The sequence below is a fragment of the Tahibacter sp. genome (assembly GCF_032229445.1).
In the GTDB taxonomy this organism is placed as follows: Bacteria; Pseudomonadota; Gammaproteobacteria; order Xanthomonadales; family Rhodanobacteraceae; genus Tahibacter.
Map to the genome: position 1 here is coordinate 1 of NZ_JAVTWC010000111.1, position 15,056 is coordinate 15,056.

General features: G+C 64.5%; 16 protein-coding genes and 1 tRNA gene. 8 read left to right on the forward strand and 9 right to left on the reverse strand.

What is annotated here, in order from left to right; genetic code table 11:
* Positions 1-157: 157 nt before the first annotated feature.
* Positions 158-883, forward strand: a complete 726-nt coding sequence (locus RUU78_RS20415; protein WP_313919520.1) for a hypothetical protein — start codon at positions 158-160, stop codon at positions 881-883.
* On the opposite strand, the gene RUU78_RS20420 is transcribed toward RUU78_RS20415, so the two are convergent.
* Positions 823-1,053, reverse strand: a complete 231-nt coding sequence (locus RUU78_RS20420; RefSeq protein ID WP_313919521.1) for a hypothetical protein — start codon at positions 1,051-1,053, stop codon at positions 823-825. The genes RUU78_RS20415 and RUU78_RS20420 overlap by 61 nt on opposite strands.
* Positions 1,054-1,339: 286 nt before the next feature.
* On the opposite strand from RUU78_RS20420, the gene RUU78_RS20425 reads away from it, so the two are divergent.
* Positions 1,340-1,603 carry a hypothetical protein gene (locus RUU78_RS20425; RefSeq protein ID WP_313919522.1) on the forward strand — a complete coding sequence of 88 codons (264 nt, stop codon included), beginning with the start codon at positions 1,340-1,342 and terminating at the stop codon, positions 1,601-1,603.
* A 586-nt stretch (positions 1,604-2,189) separates the two neighbouring features.
* Here RUU78_RS20425 and RUU78_RS20430 read toward each other — a convergent pair.
* Positions 2,190-2,870, reverse strand: coding sequence for a hypothetical protein (locus RUU78_RS20430; protein ID WP_313919523.1), 681 nt, complete (start codon positions 2,868-2,870; stop codon positions 2,190-2,192).
* A 299-nt stretch (positions 2,871-3,169) separates the two neighbouring features.
* Positions 3,170-3,397: a hypothetical protein gene (locus RUU78_RS20435; RefSeq protein ID WP_313919524.1), complete on the reverse strand. Its 228-nt coding sequence runs from the start codon at positions 3,395-3,397 to the stop codon at positions 3,170-3,172.
* Between the two features lie 809 nt (positions 3,398-4,206).
* Between RUU78_RS20435 and RUU78_RS20440 the strand changes: the two genes are divergently transcribed.
* Positions 4,207-4,941, forward strand: coding sequence for a hypothetical protein (locus RUU78_RS20440; protein WP_313919525.1), 735 nt, complete (start codon positions 4,207-4,209; stop codon positions 4,939-4,941).
* A gap of 851 nt (positions 4,942-5,792) precedes the next feature.
* Here RUU78_RS20440 and RUU78_RS20445 read toward each other — a convergent pair.
* The 4 genes from RUU78_RS20445 to xerD form a co-directional block, all read right to left on the reverse strand.
* Positions 5,793-6,110 (reverse strand): helix-turn-helix domain-containing protein, encoded by a 318-nt coding sequence (locus RUU78_RS20445; RefSeq protein WP_313919526.1) that lies wholly within the window; start codon positions 6,108-6,110, stop codon positions 5,793-5,795.
* Between the two features lie 60 nt (positions 6,111-6,170).
* Positions 6,171-6,485, reverse strand: a complete 315-nt coding sequence (locus tag RUU78_RS20450) for a type II toxin-antitoxin system RelE/ParE family toxin (protein ID WP_313919527.1) — start codon at positions 6,483-6,485, stop codon at positions 6,171-6,173.
* A gap of 330 nt (positions 6,486-6,815) precedes the next feature.
* Positions 6,816-6,888: transfer RNA gene (locus RUU78_RS20455), tRNA-Thr, on the reverse strand.
* A 78-nt stretch (positions 6,889-6,966) separates the two neighbouring features.
* A complete protein-coding gene (gene xerD / locus RUU78_RS20460; protein ID WP_313919528.1) occupies positions 6,967-7,890 on the reverse strand; it encodes a site-specific tyrosine recombinase XerD in 924 nt (307 codons plus the stop codon).
* Between the two features lie 128 nt (positions 7,891-8,018).
* Here xerD and RUU78_RS20465 point away from each other — a divergent pair, with 128 nt between their 5' ends.
* The gene (locus RUU78_RS20465) at positions 8,019-8,444 is read left to right on the forward strand and encodes an RDD family protein (protein WP_313919529.1); all 426 of its coding nucleotides are present in this window, start codon (positions 8,019-8,021) and stop codon (positions 8,442-8,444) included.
* Positions 8,445-8,453: 9 nt separating this feature from the next.
* The gene (locus RUU78_RS20470; RefSeq protein WP_313919530.1) at positions 8,454-8,870 is read left to right on the forward strand and encodes a hypothetical protein; all 417 of its coding nucleotides are present in this window, start codon (positions 8,454-8,456) and stop codon (positions 8,868-8,870) included.
* Positions 8,871-8,882: 12 nt separating this feature from the next.
* Here the strand turns inward: RUU78_RS20470 and lptG are convergent, their stop codons facing one another.
* The gene (lptG, locus tag RUU78_RS20475; RefSeq protein WP_313919531.1) at positions 8,883-9,983 is read right to left on the reverse strand and encodes an LPS export ABC transporter permease LptG; all 1,101 of its coding nucleotides are present in this window, start codon (positions 9,981-9,983) and stop codon (positions 8,883-8,885) included.
* The gene (gene lptF / locus RUU78_RS20480) at positions 9,980-11,137 is read right to left on the reverse strand and encodes an LPS export ABC transporter permease LptF (RefSeq protein ID WP_313919532.1); all 1,158 of its coding nucleotides are present in this window, start codon (positions 11,135-11,137) and stop codon (positions 9,980-9,982) included. Before lptF ends, lptG begins: the two co-directional genes overlap by 4 nt.
* 133 nt (positions 11,138-11,270) lie before the next feature.
* On the opposite strand from lptF, the gene RUU78_RS20485 reads away from it, so the two are divergent.
* The 3 genes from RUU78_RS20485 to RUU78_RS20495 all read left to right on the forward strand — a co-directional run bounded on the left by RUU78_RS20485 (position 11,271) and on the right by RUU78_RS20495 (position 15,051).
* Positions 11,271-12,749: a leucyl aminopeptidase gene (locus RUU78_RS20485; RefSeq protein ID WP_313919533.1), complete on the forward strand. Its 1,479-nt coding sequence runs from the start codon at positions 11,271-11,273 to the stop codon at positions 12,747-12,749.
* 193 nt (positions 12,750-12,942) lie between these two features.
* Positions 12,943-13,365 carry a DNA polymerase III subunit chi gene (locus RUU78_RS20490; protein WP_313919534.1) on the forward strand — a complete coding sequence of 141 codons (423 nt, stop codon included), beginning with the start codon at positions 12,943-12,945 and terminating at the stop codon, positions 13,363-13,365.
* Between the two features lie 303 nt (positions 13,366-13,668).
* Positions 13,669-15,051, forward strand: a complete 1,383-nt coding sequence (locus RUU78_RS20495; protein WP_313919535.1) for an MATE family efflux transporter — start codon at positions 13,669-13,671, stop codon at positions 15,049-15,051.
* The last annotated feature ends 5 nt before the right edge of the window (positions 15,052-15,056 follow it).

Here is a 15,056-nt window from a genome sequence, read left to right on the forward strand (position 1 = left end):
TTGTCCGCCCGGCCCGTTGGGCGTTCAGAGTGATCAGAACCTGTGGTTCTGAGCGATCACTCTTCACCCCCCTAGATTCAAGGGGGCTCCAAGAGCAACTGCTTGTTCTGCGTTGTTCAGCGGTTGCCTGGCCCATTGAGTTATCCGCATGAGCTTCATGACGCCTGCACTCCCGTTGCGCGCCGCTGTCGCGCGGCCGTCGGCCGCGTCCTGCCGGCCGCTGCGCGTGCTCGGCAGCGGCGTGGCGACCGCGATCGATGCGCTGCCCAGCAGCGCCATCGACGCCCGCCTGGGCCTGCCCGCCGGCAGCGTGGAAAAGCGCAGCGGCGTACGCACGCGCCGCGTGGAAACGCGACGCAGCGCGGCCGAACTCGGTGCAGACGCCGCGCGCGCGGCACTGGCGCATGGGGGACTCGACCTGTCGCACGTCGACGCCATCGTCGCCGCCAGCGCGACGATGGATCAGGCCATGCCCTGCAATGCCGCGCTGATCTATTGCGAGCCGGGCCTGAGTGAGCGCGGCATCCCGGCATTCGACGTCGGCGCGAGCTGTCTCGGATTTCTGGTCGCCCTCGACACGCCCTCTGCGCTGATCGCGGCAGGACGCTACCGACGCATGCTCGTCGTCGCGGCTGACATCGCCTCCTGCGGCCTGGACTGGGACCATCTGGAATCCAGCGCCATCTTCGGCGACCTCCAAACCGAGGTCAGGTTCAGGCCGGCTAAAAAGTCCTCGCAGGGTGTCCGGTCGCTCCCCCCTAGCAACGGCAGCCCCGCCGGTTCCGGCGAGGCTGCGAAGGCACGGTCAACCGCGGTGCGCGATCAACCGTTCTTGTTGCTCCGCGGTTTGTCCGCGTCGTGGTCCGACACGCGATTGCGCTGATTGACGCGGTTGTTGTCGTTGTCGACGTCGTTGCCCTCGCTCTGGCGCGCATTCTTGCGCTCCGTTTCGTACTGGGCCTGGTGCTGCTGGCCCTGCGTGGCGCTCTGCTTTTCGTCCTTCGGGCTCTGCACGTTCGTGTTCGGGTTGCGATTGGTGGGGTTGTTCGCCATCGAGTCTCTCCTTTCGCTTGAACTGCGCGGATGCGCCCTTGAATACGGCAAGCCGCGTGCCATCGGCCGAGTTCGCCGCAAACGCGCATGAACACAATCGGGGGCTGGGCAATACGCCGCATTGCGGCGGAGGGTCGTGCAGGATGAGCCGAGGTCCAGGCCGACGGCGGCCTCGCCGACCCCTGGGCGCACTGATCGCGGTGGTCAACTCGCTGAGCAACGAGCCGCTGACGACCTGCAGAACATCGACACGCGATTCGCGATCGATCCATCGATCGGGTCGGTCATGCTGGAAAACTTCCTCACCGACGACAACAACTACGTCAACACGGGCTGCGACTTCATGACCTACCTCGACCCGGCGGACGGCCGCATGCACCCGATGCAGCGCGATGCGAACGAAACCTTCACCCGGGCCAACGGGTCGCCGACGCTGAACTTCACCGCGACGAACAAGCCCGTACTGAGTCGCGTCCTCCCGGTCGCCAAGCTGCGCCAGCGCTTCATGGCGCACCACCGCACGATCAGGCCGGATCTGACCTGGGACTAATTCGGCCCGCAGTTCACCGCACGCCGAGCGCTGCTCGACGCCGCCATGCAAGCCGACCCGAAGAAGCGGTACGCCATACATTGTTCCAGAACAAATTCGCGAGCACCGTAACGCTGGTCGGCTGCACGGGTGCGGATGCGATCTTTGCGAATGGTTTCGAAACGCCGTAACCCGGCGCTGCCATCCATGACCATCGGTCACTTGCGCCGAGCGCGACTGTAGAACTATCAAAAGCTCCGGGGCACCGAAGTGCCCCGGAGCCGCCGGATCGGTCGCGGGACTTGTTCGTCCCATCGGCGTTGCGGATCTCCATTTTCCCGCCGCATGCCCGCATCCTCACCAGCCGCGGAAGAGTGCCGGCATTCGCACGCGAGCGCATCCGGGAAATCCCTCGGGCTTTGTCAATTCACTCGGGCTTTGTCAATTCAATAGTCGTAAGGCGAGAGCGGGCTCTGCCTGGCATTGCGATGAGCGAGTGAATTTGGCTGCTTAAAACAATGATCGGCAGCAGCACATTGCTTCAGACGCGCACGGACGACGGATGGCGTTACGGCATCCTACGCCCGGCAATCGCGATGATGCGGTATCAGTCGACGGAGAAACGCTGCAGACCCACAGGCACCAGATTGCAGCCCGTACCGGTGACGGTCAGGTCGAAGGTTCCGGTCGCGGCATTGAAACCGTCGATGATGACGAAGTACTGCGTATTGGCAGTAGCGTTGAACGTGACGCTCTCGGTCGTGTTGGAAGCGCCGTCGTCGTCCATCGTGATGCACTGCGGGTCCGCAAGCGCCGGCAGTTGCGTACATGCTGCGCCGGGCGCCTGCAACACAAAAAGAGCGAGGTCCCAGTTGGTGCCGGTCGGATCGGCGCTGACGGTGACACTGCAATCCTGATCGGTCACCACACCGTAAGCCACGTCGAGCGATGCGCCCGTGCCAGCAAACAGCGTCTGCGTCACGCCGCACGTGGTCGCGATATCGTAGTTGTTCGTCCGGCCGACCGTGGTCGAGGAAATGGTGAACGGGTTCACCGGCGTCGGGCTGGCCGGCGAGCACAAATCGCCTTCGACGGGACCATTCGGCACAGTCCAGGTGGCGCTGGTGGCGGCGTAGTCCGCAGCGAGCGCCTGATCCAGCGCAGCGCGTTCGGTCGGCGCGGCGGTCGGGTAGCGCGACTTGTAGGTATCGATGGAATCTTGTGCAACGGCAGCAGCAGATGGAACCAGGGCAATCGCCCACGCCAGGGCCAGGGTTTTCGGATTCATGGCAGATCTCCGCGAAACGTCAATGCAGGGGCAGCGCCGGCGATGACGTGCCGTGGTCGCCGTGATAATCGAATGTTTCTGGACAGTCCCTCTCTCCCAGGGACCAGCGCCAAACTCCCTCAGGCCTGCGGCCAAGTCAAGCCCGCTGTCGGACGCCCGCTGCGTTCGCTACGGTTTCGTGCTGTCGCTGCTGTGGCTTGAGCAGTAGCTCGTCTCACTCACGGCGTGACAATGACTATCTGTCGGGCCCGCTACTGATGCAACATGCCGAGCACTCAAAGGCTGCCCACGCAACACTGTCAAAATTGCGTAGAAACATCACTGTGGACGCGGGCCGTGGGATTGTGTTGACCGAAAGCCCTGCCCGCAGTTGCGACAGAAAAGCTCGTTCGTGACCACAGGCGTTGCGAGCCCTTCGTGTGCCCCGCGCTGAGAATGGGCACCGTCTCGACGGTTGCGGCGCTACTGTCGTGCGCCAGGCCTTCTTGCTGCAGACCCGCGATGGCCTGCGTGATCGGGTTCGACATGTGAACGGTCCGTGTCATGGACGCGAGGTTCGCGCCACATACGGATCGGCAAACGTTGTGCCAGAGTTGAACCGCCTCAGACGCCCACTATCACGTCGCCCGGCATTGCAAAACGAAATGCGGCTTTCCCGAAACGATGCGTATTGCGCGGATCCAACGCTGTCGGTGACCAAAGACACCTGACGCTCAGAGCGCAGGGCCGTGAGATCGACGTGATAACGATCCCCCGCGCAATCTCGGTCGACCCTGCGAGGCAGCTGAGGCACCTGCCGCGTGACGATGCGGATCTCTTAATTTCGGCACGCCGGCGCATACCGCCGGAGCTGCGAAGTGACTGTCAGCTTCCCTATTTTGTCGGGGCGTTGCGAACGAAACCATGCGGGATGGGGCGGCATGGTCTGCGCGCGTCCTCCTCCAAAATTACTTCCAGCCGCTTACCCCGGCGCCGCTGCTTGTCATTGTGCGGCCGATTGACGCCGGGGAGCTGTCCGCTCCGCGCCGTGCTGGCGTCAAGAGCCTCAGACAGCTGCTTGCCTCACTGATACAGCAGCGTCTGCCAGACATCGGCAAGCAAGAAGTACGTACACGAGCGCCATGTGCCAGCCAGTTAAAAGCGTGTTTTCGAGTGCACCGCAGGTGAATGCGGCCTCGGAGCCAAAGATCTGTGCAAGACAGGAAATCGCGCCGCGCATGGCTGTTGCATTTGGTTGGTACTCACGGCACTTTCGGCAGACGTCCGCCACCGTATAAAGTTGAACGCGACTTCCAGCCACTCCAACAAACAGGGACTGCCTCCAATGAAATTCCGCATGACAATTCTGGCCGCGCTCTTGAGCGTCGCTGCCAGCAGCGCCCAGTCCGAGACTCCAGCCGGGCCGCTAGCGATGGGTCAACGCATACAGATCGGCGCGCCGGGTGGCACCGATCCGGTCGTCTACGATTCGACCGGTGCTCAGTTCACCACTACTACCGGCGTGCCGCGCGCGTATATCGGCGGCGCGGCGAACATCACTGGCGCAGGCCCGCAGGTCGACATCACCAGCATCGATGTTTTCATGGCCGCGACGGCTGCCGTAACCTTCACCAATGTTCGCGCACGTATCCAGTTGTGGGATACGTACGCAGCGGCGGCAACGCCGATCTATTCGGCGCCGGCCGGCGTCCTCATCACGGCCGATACCGGCCCGATTACGACGACAGCGAACACGGTCACCACGCTGACGATCACGCTGCCAGCGCCCCTGCGCCTGAACAGCCTCACCGGCAAGGGCTTTGCGGTTAATTTCCAGGGCGACACCGGCGCTGGACTCGCCGACGATCCCAATCTGACCACTCCACTTGCGATCAACGGCGCACAGGCCGTCGGCAGCAGCGCCGTCGGTGGAGGCAATGGCTTCTACCGCAATGCTTCAGGCCGCACCGACTTCAATTTCGTGCCTGGCGACCTGCGAACCTTTACCGGCATAACCGACGCCCGCGCTGCGCTCGTGCTACGCGGCAACGCCAGCGTACCGGTCAGTCTGCAGTCGTTTGACGTGAACTGAGATTGGCGCACCGCACCGTCGCGAATGCCCAGCCTCGGCTGGGCATTCGTATCTCCAAGAATGGAGTTTTCGTGCAAGCCATCGCCTCCAAGATATCCGGAATAGCGGCGCGAGCCGTTCGTATCGCCCGCAGGGATAGTCCCCGTCGAACAAATTGACCTGGGTCCCGCACGGCAGCATTTTCCGGATCTCGATAGGTCAGCTGCATTCGGCGTAGCCCCCTGAAATAGCACCCAGGTCGCCCCCAGAGTTACCCCCACGCGAATGCGGTTACCCCCGCACGACAGTGGACGCCGGCGGATGCTCAAGCGATCCAATCGTGAGGTCTGATGCGGGTTTCTGGACGTTGGCGGATGCCGCCGGATCTGCGAGGTATGCGACTGTCGGCATCTAATTGATAGCGGGAAATGGCGTATCTATGCGGGATGTAGCGGGGTGGCTTGGGTGAGTTACCCACAGCCGCACGGCCCTGCGTAGCAAGCTCACTGGCGGGGCGCGGATTGGCGTCCGCTCTGATCGGAAGCCTATCATTCCGGCGCCTCCCGGGACCTCGAAAACACATGCGCCTGATGACGACCAAGGCATGGACCGAGAAATATTTCGCCGAAGGAAGTCGGCCGACCGAGGCGACGCTGCGTCGCTGGATGCAAAACGGGTCGGTGCCAGAAAAGTAGATAGCCGGCAGCTGGTTCAGCGATGAGCACGAGTGGCTAGCCGACGGCGACAACTTTGTCTTGCGCATACTCAACGCCGGCCGACGTGGCCTGATCGCGGCGCTGCCAGCGCATGTAAGTCCGGCGCATGGATGCTGATTGATCGAAGGCCCGCGCATGGGGCGGGCCTTCGGATCTTTAGGCTGCTCGGGAGTCCGCCTCGCGAGCGGTTTCAAGGGCGCGCAGGACGTTCTTCGGGTCAGCCCGCAGCGCTCTGAACAGTGCTCTTGCTGGGCCAGTCGGAGCGCGGCGGCCCTGCTCCCAGTTGCGAAGCGTGGATAGTTGGACATCAACGATGGCGGCGAACTCGGACTGGGTGAGTCCGGTGGACTTGCGGATTTCGCGCACGCCCAGTGCGTCAACGACGAACTCACGGGAAGGAGCGCGCTCACCCCGGGCGATCTCGTTCATCTGGGTCATGCTCTCGACGAGCTTGGAGAAGAGCTTTTTGTCCATTTGGGTTAATCCAGTTAGGACCTATTGGCGGGGCAGAGCCCTGAGTTTTGGCGCGGGGGTCTATCCCCACGAGGAGTTCAGCTGCCGGAGAATCTTCTTCTCCGCGGCTGTGATGTCTTCGCGCACGCCCTTGGTGTAGATCAGGAGCATGCGAATTTGGCTGGCGTCGACCAGGTAGTAGTAGATGACTCGGGCGCCACCGCTCTTGCCCTTGCCCTTCGCTTTCCACCGGATCTTGCGGAGTCCGCCAGAGTCTTTGATGACATCTCCGGCATCGGGGTTGTCGGAGAGGTAGATCTGGAGTTCACGGTAGTCGTCTTCGGAAAGAATCGACCTCACATCTGCGGTGAAAATCGTCGATTCGATGAAGACCATCGTACACTCCTTGTACGCCATTGGCGTAGTTTGGAAGCTACCGATCTAGAGCGCTGCTTGTCAAGCAATGTTGACAACAAAGGCTGCGGTGGCTGTGGCGTCTATTCAGGATTTCGTAGCAGCGGGAGCTGTTGAAGATACGGAGCGAAGAATCCGAATCCTGCGACAGGCGGGCATGTGAACCGAGGTAACCGGCGCTCGGGCATCGGGCCGAGGCCATGCTCGATATCTACGATCTGAGCATGCCGCGGGTCGACCCGGCCGGCAAATGAGTTACGCCTGCTGTTACGCCCCGCCCTGCTGGCTGCGCGCAACTTGTTGACTTACTTATGCCGACTGTCGGAATCGAACCGACGACCTACTGATTACAAATCAGTTGCTCTACCAACTGAGCTAAGTCGGCGCAGGGGGCGGATTGTAGGCGCGGCTCTGCAGCAGGGCAATGGAGTTCGGGCGGCGCTGGGTCCGATCGTGCGCGGGCTCAGCCGCGCGGATGATGCTGGGCGTGCAGCCGCTTGAGTCCTTCGCGCGCGACGTGGGTATAGATCTGCGTGGTCGACAGCGAGCTGTGGCCCAGCAGCAGTTGCAGCGCGCGCAGGTCGGCGCCGTGGTTGAGCAGGTGGGTCGCGAAGGAATGACGCAATACGTGTGGCGAGATGCGCTGGCTTGCGATGCCGGCGGACTGGCCGTGCTTTTTCACCATGACCCAGAACATCTGCCGGGTCATGCCGGCCGCGCGCGCGGTGACGAAGATGGCGTCGGTGATGCGGCCGCGCATGAGCGCCGGCCGCGCCTGGGCGACGTAGCGTTCCAGCCAGTCCTGGGCTTCCTCGCCGAGCGGTACGAGGCGGTCCTTGCCGCCTTTGCCGGTCACGCGCAGCACGCCCTGGCGCAGATTGATCTGGTCGGCGCGCAGGCTGACCAGCTCGCTGACGCGCAGGCCGGTCGCATACAGCAACTCCAGCATCGCGCGGTCGCGCAAACCCCGCGGCGCGGTCACGTCGGGGGCGCGGATCAGTCCTACCACTTCGCTCTCGCTCAATGCCTTGGGCAGGGAGCGCGGCAGCTTGGGCGCGTCGAGCAGCAGGGTCGGATCCTGCTCCACCGCACCGATGCGCCGCATGAGCTTGTAATAACGCCGCAATGTGGACAGAAGCCTGGCGTTGGAGCGCGCGGTGTATTTCGCCGCGGCGCGTACGGCGAGATAGCGATACAGCAATTCGCGCGAGGCGCTGGCCAGCGAGTTGCCGTGCCCGCCAAGCCAGCGCGCGAAGCCGGTCAGGTCGCTGCGGTAGCTCGCCAGCGTGTTCTCGGCCAGGCCGTACTCGGACCAGGCCTGCTCGATGAAGCGATCGATCGCCGCGCGGTCGGCGTCGTTCAGTGGCGGGGTTTCGATCGCGGTCATGCGGCACGTCGGCGTGGAGGTTCGCAGGTTAGCCGAAACTCGACGGGCGGATGACAGCCCCCGGTGAATGGCCTCATGCTTGCGCGCCGATTTTTCGAAGCCCTGACTTTCCTACACCGGATCCACGCATGACCGACGCAACGCCCCAGCCGGCCCACCTGGGCTGGCGCCTCGCCGCCGCGCTCTATGACCTGTTTCCGCTGCTCGCACTTTGGATGGCAACCGGTGCCGCCGCCATCGCGGTGACGCGGGGCACGCTCGACTACCACGTCTGGTGGTATCGCTTATTGCTGCTGGCGGTGACCGCGGGCTACTACGTGCTGTCGTGGCGCTATGGCGGCCAGACCATCGGCATGCGTGCGTGGCGGCTGCGCGTCGTCGCCCGCGACGGCACTTCGCCGGGCTGGGGCGCCTGTGTGCTGCGGTTCTTTGTCGCGCAGGTTTCGCTCGCGTTGGCGTGCCTGGGTTTCCTGTGGTGCCTGTTCGAACGCGAGCGACGCGGCTGGCACGACCTGGCCAGCGGCACGCGCATACTTCGGCTGCCGAAACGCTGAAGGATCGCCATGCTGGAACAAATCCTGCTCGTGGCCGGCGCGCTGATCTTCGGCGTGCTCGGCAGCATCCATCTGCTCTATACGTTAGCCGGCAACAAATTCGACCCGCGCGATGCGGCCACACGCGTGGCGATGCAGGCAACCTCGCCGGTGATCTCGCGCCGGACGACGATGTGGCAGGCCTGGATCGGTTTCAACGCCAGCCACAGTCTTGGCGCGATGGTGTTTGCCGCATTCATGCTGCTGCTCGCGCTGCGCCACATGGATTTTCTGCGCGCCAATCCCGCGTTCGCCTGGCTCGCGTTGGGGAATGCAGCGGCGTGGTTCGCCGTAGGCTGGCGCTACTGGTTCCGCACGCCGCTGGTCGGGATCGGCCTGGCCGGTGTCTGTTTCCTGATTGCCGCTGCACGCCTGAGCCTTGCCTGATCGGGCCAGCGCTCAACTCGTGCGGCGGAAATACCAGAACGCCGCCGCCATCATCAGCAGCGCCGGCAGCACGGTCGACAGGGCAAGATTCAATCCGTAGACCGCCCCCACATTCACCAGCGAACGCTGCAGGAAGTTCCACGCGATCGCGAGCACCATGCCAATGAAGATGCGCTTGCCCATGCCGCCGCTGCGCAAGGCGCCGAACGCGAACGGCAGTGCGCAGACCACGAGCACGAGCACATTGAACGGCCAGAACAGCCGGTCCCAGTACGCCATCTCGAAGCCGGACGCATCCTGATGGTTGCGCTTGAGATAGCGGATGTTCTTGCGTAGGTCGCTGACCGACAGATAGGCCGGCTGCACGATGGACAGGGCCAGCATGCGCGGGTCCAGGCCTGACTTCCAATGCGTCGTAGCCTCGGTCGAACTCTTGGCTTGCGCCTCTGCGAATTCAGTCTTGCGCACTTTTTCCATTGTCCACGAACCGGCGCTGTGCACCGCGGTTTCGGCGATGGCGATGGACAGCAGCTGCCCCTTCGGCGTGAACTCGAATACGCGCACATCGGCCAGCCGCACCTCGCGCAGTCCCTCGACCTGCCGCGTCGTGCCCTGCTTGGCGTTGATGAAGGTGTCCCCGTCGCGGGCCCAGATGCCGCCGCTGCGCCGGCCGATCGCGATGTTGTTGGACTTGGCCTGCAGCGCCAGTGACTGCGCCTGCTGCTCGGCCGCCGGTGCGACCAGCTCGCCCATGGCCGCCACCAGGAACGTCACCGCGGCGAGCGATAGCGCCGCCGACATGCAGATACGCAGCTTCGACAATCCGGCGGCGCGCAGTGCGGTCAGCTCGCCACTGCCGGCCAGCGTGCCCATGCCCAGCAGCGACCCGATCAGTGCCGAATTGCCAAACCATTCGTACGCGCGCCGCGGCACGGTCAGCAGGGTCTGCAGCAGCACCGAGCCGATGCCGTAGTTGCCTTTGCCGATGTCGACAGCTTCGTTGACGAAGGCACGGGCCGCATCCACGCCGACCAGCAGCAGCCAGGTCGCGAACACCGCGGACAAGGTGGTGTAGGCGACGAGGCGGTCGACCTGCTTGATGCGCCAGTTCATGCGCGTTCTCCGCGCCGCGACTTGTTCTTGCGCTTGCGCTCGTGCGCAGGATGCGTCCCGTCGGCGGCCGGACGGGGCAGCCGATCACTGCGCAGCAACAGCCAAACTGCCACCGCCGCAGCGGGCAGGTGTACCCACCACAGGCCGACGAAAGGCGGAATCTTGCCCTGCTCGATCATCGAGCGCGCGACACCGAGCCAGCCCAGATAGATCAGGTAGCACAGCAAGGCGACGAGCAGGCTGGCATAGCGTGCCTCGCGCGGCCGCGTGCGTGACAGCGGCACGGCGAGCACCACGAGGATGACGATCGACAGCGGCGCGGCCAGGCGCCAGTGCACCTCCGCGCGCTGCAGCGGTTCGTTGCTCGCGAGCAGTTCCGGCAGCGGCGCGGCGCGCTTGAGTGCTTCGGGCGTGTCGTCCGACTCGCTCTGCGCCAGGGCGATGTCGTTGCCCTTGAAGCGCAGCAGGCGGAAATCATCGTGTCCAATGCGGCCCTCGACGCGGAAGCCGTCCTTGAGCGCGAGGAAGCGTCCCTCGCCGTCGCTTTCGCGACGCAGTTCGCCGCGTTCGGCCGTGATCACGTCGATGCGCGTGTCCTCGCCGTCGGGCCGCTCGGTTTCTACGAACATGCGCTCGAACTGCGAGCCCTTGTCGTTCATGGCGCCGACATAGATCACTCCGCCACGGCCCGGCAGTTGCACGAAACGTCCAGCTTCGAGGCCCGCCACGACCAGCGAACGGTTGGCTTCCTCGACCAGGCCGTGCGACAGACGAATTGCCGCGGGCGCGAGCCAGAACGAAATCATCGCGACGAGCAGGATGACCGGCACCGCGAACCACGCCAGCGGCCGCAACAGGTGGGTCAAGGGCATGCCGGCGCCTTGCAGCACGGCCATCTCGTTGTCGCGCCAGAGCCGGCCATAAGCCAGCAGCACGCCGATGAACACGGCCAGCGGTACCAGCACGGTCAACGCATCGAGCGTACGCAAGCCCAGGATTTCAAACACGAGATTGCCCGGCAGCCGGCCGCGCGCGACCTTGCTCAGCACGTCGGTGATGGTGCCGCCCAGTGTGACGACCAACAGCACCACAGTGCTGGCGAAGCAGCCGAAAGCCAGTTCGCGCAACAGATAACGATCGATGATTCTGAGCATTGCCAAGGGCTTGTGCGATAATCCGGAGGCTTGTGCCAGTCGCGCACAAGAACATTCCCCAAAGTCTAACCGGCCAGGCCCTGCGGCGCGGCATCGCGTCCCGGGTCGGGCCACTTTCGTCCGGTGCCCGTTCATGACGATCAAGTTCTCCCTAGCCAGCGCCACTCCCGAAACCGAAGCCACGCCCTGTGCCGTCGTCGGCGTCTACGAAGAAAAGATGCTGACCAGCGCCGCGGCGCTGATCGACGAAGCCTGCGGCGGCGCCATCAAGCGCCTCGTGGATTCCGGTGATATCAGCGGCAAGCTCGGCAGCAGTCACGTGCTCTTCGGTCTGTCCGGCATAGCTGCCACGCGCGTGCTCGTCGTTGGCCTGGGCGAGCAGAAGAAGCTCGACGGCGCGCGTTTCCAGCGCATATCGACCGACGCCGCCCGCGTGCTCAAGGGACTGCCGATCGCTCGCGCGACATCGTTCCTCGCCGAGATCGACGTGCCGGGCCGCGACCTGCAGTGGAAGCTGCGCACCGCCGCGCTGGCGACCGACCATGCGGCGTACAAGTACACCGCCACCTTCAAGCCCAAGGACAAGCCGCGCGGCGACAGCTTCGGCACGATCGTCTTTGCCGCCGACGCCTCGGCGCAGGCCGGACTGGACCAGGCCACCGCGATTGCCGCCGGCGTGCGCCACGCGCGCGAACTCGGCAACCTGCCGCCGAACATCTGCAATCCGGCTTACGTGGCCACGCAGGCGCAGAAGTTCGCCGAAGCAACCGAGGGCGTCAGCTGCGAAGTGCTGGAACGCGAACAGATGCAGGAGCTCGGCATGGGCTCGTTGCTCGGCGTGGCGCAGGGTTCGGCCAACCCGCCCAAGCTCGTGGTCTTGCGCTGGAATGGCGGCGGCAACGCCAAGCCCTACGTGTTCGTCGGCAAGGGCATCACCTTCGATACCGGTGGCATTTCGCTCAAGCCAGGCCCCGGCATGGAAGAAATGAAGTTCGACATGTGCGGCGCGGCCGGCATGTTCGGCGCCTTCGTCGCGGCGGCGACGCTGAAGCTGCCGCTGAACCTGGTGTGCATCCTGGCCGCGGTCGAGAACATGCCGGACGGCAACGCCTACCGCCCCAGCGACGTGCTGACCAGCATGTCCGGACTCACCATCGAAGTGCTCAACACCGATGCGGAAGGACGCCTGATCCTCTGCGACGCGCTGACCTATGCACAGAAATTCAGCCCGCAAGTCATCATCGATGCGGCGACTCTGACCGGCGCCTGCGTGATCGCGCTGGGCAAGCACGCGTCCGGCCTCATGAGCAAGGACGATGAGCTTGCCGATCAGCTGCTGGCCGCCGGCAATGCAAGCCTCGACCGCGCCTGGCGACTGCCGCTGTGGGACGACTACCAGAACCAGCTCGATTCGGGTTTCGCCGACGTGGCGAACATCGGCGGCAAGAACGCCGGTGCCATCACCGCCGGCTGCTTCCTCGCGCGCTTCACCGAAGGCCAGCGCTGGGCGCACCTCGACGTCGCCGGCACGGCCTGGGACGAAGGGCGCAAGGGATTGGCGACCGGACGGCCGGTGCCGCTGCTGGTGCAGTACTTGTTGGATCGCTGCTGAGCGAGCGGGTTAACGAGGAAACAGGGCAGAGGAGCGAGAAACGAGTGAAAAGCAGGCAGCGGCTGCGTGAGCTGGATCTTCGTCTCGACGCTCCCTCTCCCCCGAGCATTTCCCGCAACCCTCACTCCTACTCATTTGTCACTCCTCTTCCCTCATTTCTTTCCTCACTCCTCTTCCTTCTTTCCTGACCCCAATGCCTCGCGCCGATTTCTACCTGATCGACAAGCCGCGCTTCCGCGCCGACCCGCTGCTGCTGGTCTGCGAGCTGGCCAAGCGCGCCTACGCCAGCGGCCAGCCGACGCTGATCCTCGCGCGTTCGCTGGACCAGGCCGAGGAAATCGACGGCAAGCTCTGGGAGTTCGACGAGGACGCATTCATCCCGCACCAGATCGCTGGCGACGAGGACGATGAGATCACGCCTGTGCTGATCGCTGCGCCCGGCGTGCAGACGGCGGACCGGGCGCTGGTCATCAACCTTCGCGACGACTGTGCGCCGGGGCTGTTCGAACGCGTGCTCGAGGTCGTGCCGGCCGAGGAAGCGCAGCGGCTCGGGTCTCGCGAGCGCTGGAAGACCTACAAGCACGCCGGCTTCGAACTCAAGAAGTTCGACATGTAGCGGCGCCACCGCACCGGTCGACACCCAGCAGCCTCAGCCTGCGCGCAGGTTGCATGATTTCCAGATCCTGCGACGAAGCCTGCACCGCCGCCAGACCCCAGCGATGGTCACGCGTCACCAACTCCCTGCAGAGTGCGCACAAGTGGCAAAGAATACGAGTGGAACAACGCGGCGGGAGAAGGCGAAATCGCAGGAGCGCGCGTAGAGGCCCGACAGGGCCTTTTCTCCTCGCGTCCCGCCAGTCCTGGCAATCGTGCCGGACGCGCGCTACCGTCCACCACTTCTGTGCTGACGGAATGCCCGATGCAAGACCTGACGCAAGGCTCGATTCCGCGCCACCTGCTGCGCATGGCCGCGCCGATTGCGATCGGCATGCTGTTCCAGATGCTGTACGTACTCATCGATCTCTACTTCGTCGCGCGTCTCGGCGACGCGGCCATCGCCGGCGTCGTCACGGCCAGCAACGTGCAATTCATCATCATGGCCGTGACCCAGGTACTCGGTGTCGGCACGATGGCGCTGATTGCGCAGGCCGTCGGGCGCAAGGACCACGCGGACGCGAACCTCGTGTTCAACCAGAGCCTGCTGCTCGGACTGATCTGCGCAGTACTGACGTTGGTTGGCGGCTACGGCGTCGCCGACCTCTACATCGGCATGCTCGCAGCGGACCCGGCCACGCTCGCGGCCGGCGTCGACTATCTGCACTGGTTCCTGCCGGGCATGGCACTGCAGTTCGCCCTGATCGGCATGGGCTCGGCACTGCGCGGCACCGGCATCGCCAAGCCAACCATGATCGTGCAGATACTCAGCGTCGTGCTCAACGCCGTGCTCGCGCCGATACTCATCGCGGGCTGGATCACGGGCAAGCCGCTCGGCGTCGCCGGGGCCGGACTCGCTAGCACGATCGCCGTCGCCGCCGGCGTGGTCATGATGACCTGGTACTTCGTGCGCCTGGAAAACTATGTGCACTTCGATACCAAGCTTTTCGCACCGCAGCTACGCGTATGGAAGCGCATCCTCGCGATTGGCTTGCCGCCCGGCGGCGAATTCGCGCTGATGTTCGTCTACCTCGGCGTGATCTACTGGCTGATCCGCGATTTCGGCGCCGCCGCGCAGGCGGGGTTCGGCGTCGGCTCGCGCGTGATGCAGGCGATCTTCCTGCCCGCGATGGCGATCGCGTTCGCGACCGCGCCGGTCGCAGGACAAAACGTCGGCGCCGGCCATGGCGAGCGCGTGCGCGAAACCTTCCGCTCGGCGGCGCTGATCGGCGCGGTCGTGATGTTCGCGCTGACCCTGGTCTGCCAATGGCACCCGCAAGTGTTCGTGATGCCGTTCACCAGCGAGCAGGACGTCGTCGCGGTGGCCGCCGAATTCCTCGCGGTGATCTCGTGGAACTTCGTCGCGTCGGGACTGATCTTCAGCGCCTCAGGCATGTTCCAGGCGCTGGGCAATACGATTCCGGCCTTCATCAGCAGCGCGAGCCGGCTGGTCACGTTCGTGGTGCCGGCGGTGTGGCTGTCGAGTCAGCCCGGCTTCCAGTTGCGCCACCTGTGGTGGCTGTCGGTGGCGACGCTCACGCTGCAGGCGGTAATCAGCTACGTGCTGTTGCAGCGCGAATTCCGCAGACGCCTGCCGCACCTGAAGCCACGCGACCTGCCCGCCGCGGAGGCCGCGGCACCGGAATAGGCAGA

Excerpts from the sequence above, each read along its gene's own strand:
- RUU78_RS20415 (WP_313919520.1), top strand. The coding sequence starts at position 158 with ATGACGCCTGCACTCCCGTTGCGCGCCGCTGTCGCGCGGCCGTCGGCC.
- RUU78_RS20420 (WP_313919521.1), bottom strand. The coding sequence starts at position 1,053 with ATGGCGAACAACCCCACCAATCGCAACCCGAACACGAACGTGCAGAGC.
- RUU78_RS20425 (WP_313919522.1), top strand. The coding sequence starts at position 1,340 with ATGCTGGAAAACTTCCTCACCGACGACAACAACTACGTCAACACGGGC.
- RUU78_RS20430 (WP_313919523.1), bottom strand. The coding sequence starts at position 2,870 with ATGAATCCGAAAACCCTGGCCCTGGCGTGGGCGATTGCCCTGGTTCCA.
- RUU78_RS20435 (WP_313919524.1), bottom strand. The coding sequence starts at position 3,397 with ATGTCGAACCCGATCACGCAGGCCATCGCGGGTCTGCAGCAAGAAGGC.
- RUU78_RS20440 (WP_313919525.1), top strand. The coding sequence starts at position 4,207 with ATGACAATTCTGGCCGCGCTCTTGAGCGTCGCTGCCAGCAGCGCCCAG.
- RUU78_RS20445 (WP_313919526.1), bottom strand. The coding sequence starts at position 6,110 with ATGGACAAAAAGCTCTTCTCCAAGCTCGTCGAGAGCATGACCCAGATG.
- RUU78_RS20450 (WP_313919527.1), bottom strand. The coding sequence starts at position 6,485 with ATGGTCTTCATCGAATCGACGATTTTCACCGCAGATGTGAGGTCGATT.
- xerD (WP_313919528.1), bottom strand. The coding sequence starts at position 7,890 with ATGACCGCGATCGAAACCCCGCCACTGAACGACGCCGACCGCGCGGCG.
- RUU78_RS20465 (WP_313919529.1), top strand. The coding sequence starts at position 8,019 with ATGACCGACGCAACGCCCCAGCCGGCCCACCTGGGCTGGCGCCTCGCC.
- RUU78_RS20470 (WP_313919530.1), top strand. The coding sequence starts at position 8,454 with ATGCTGGAACAAATCCTGCTCGTGGCCGGCGCGCTGATCTTCGGCGTG.
- lptG (WP_313919531.1), bottom strand. The coding sequence starts at position 9,983 with ATGAACTGGCGCATCAAGCAGGTCGACCGCCTCGTCGCCTACACCACC.
- lptF (WP_313919532.1), bottom strand. The coding sequence starts at position 11,137 with ATGCTCAGAATCATCGATCGTTATCTGTTGCGCGAACTGGCTTTCGGC.
- RUU78_RS20485 (WP_313919533.1), top strand. The coding sequence starts at position 11,271 with ATGACGATCAAGTTCTCCCTAGCCAGCGCCACTCCCGAAACCGAAGCC.
- RUU78_RS20490 (WP_313919534.1), top strand. The coding sequence starts at position 12,943 with ATGCCTCGCGCCGATTTCTACCTGATCGACAAGCCGCGCTTCCGCGCC.
- RUU78_RS20495 (WP_313919535.1), top strand. The coding sequence starts at position 13,669 with ATGCAAGACCTGACGCAAGGCTCGATTCCGCGCCACCTGCTGCGCATG.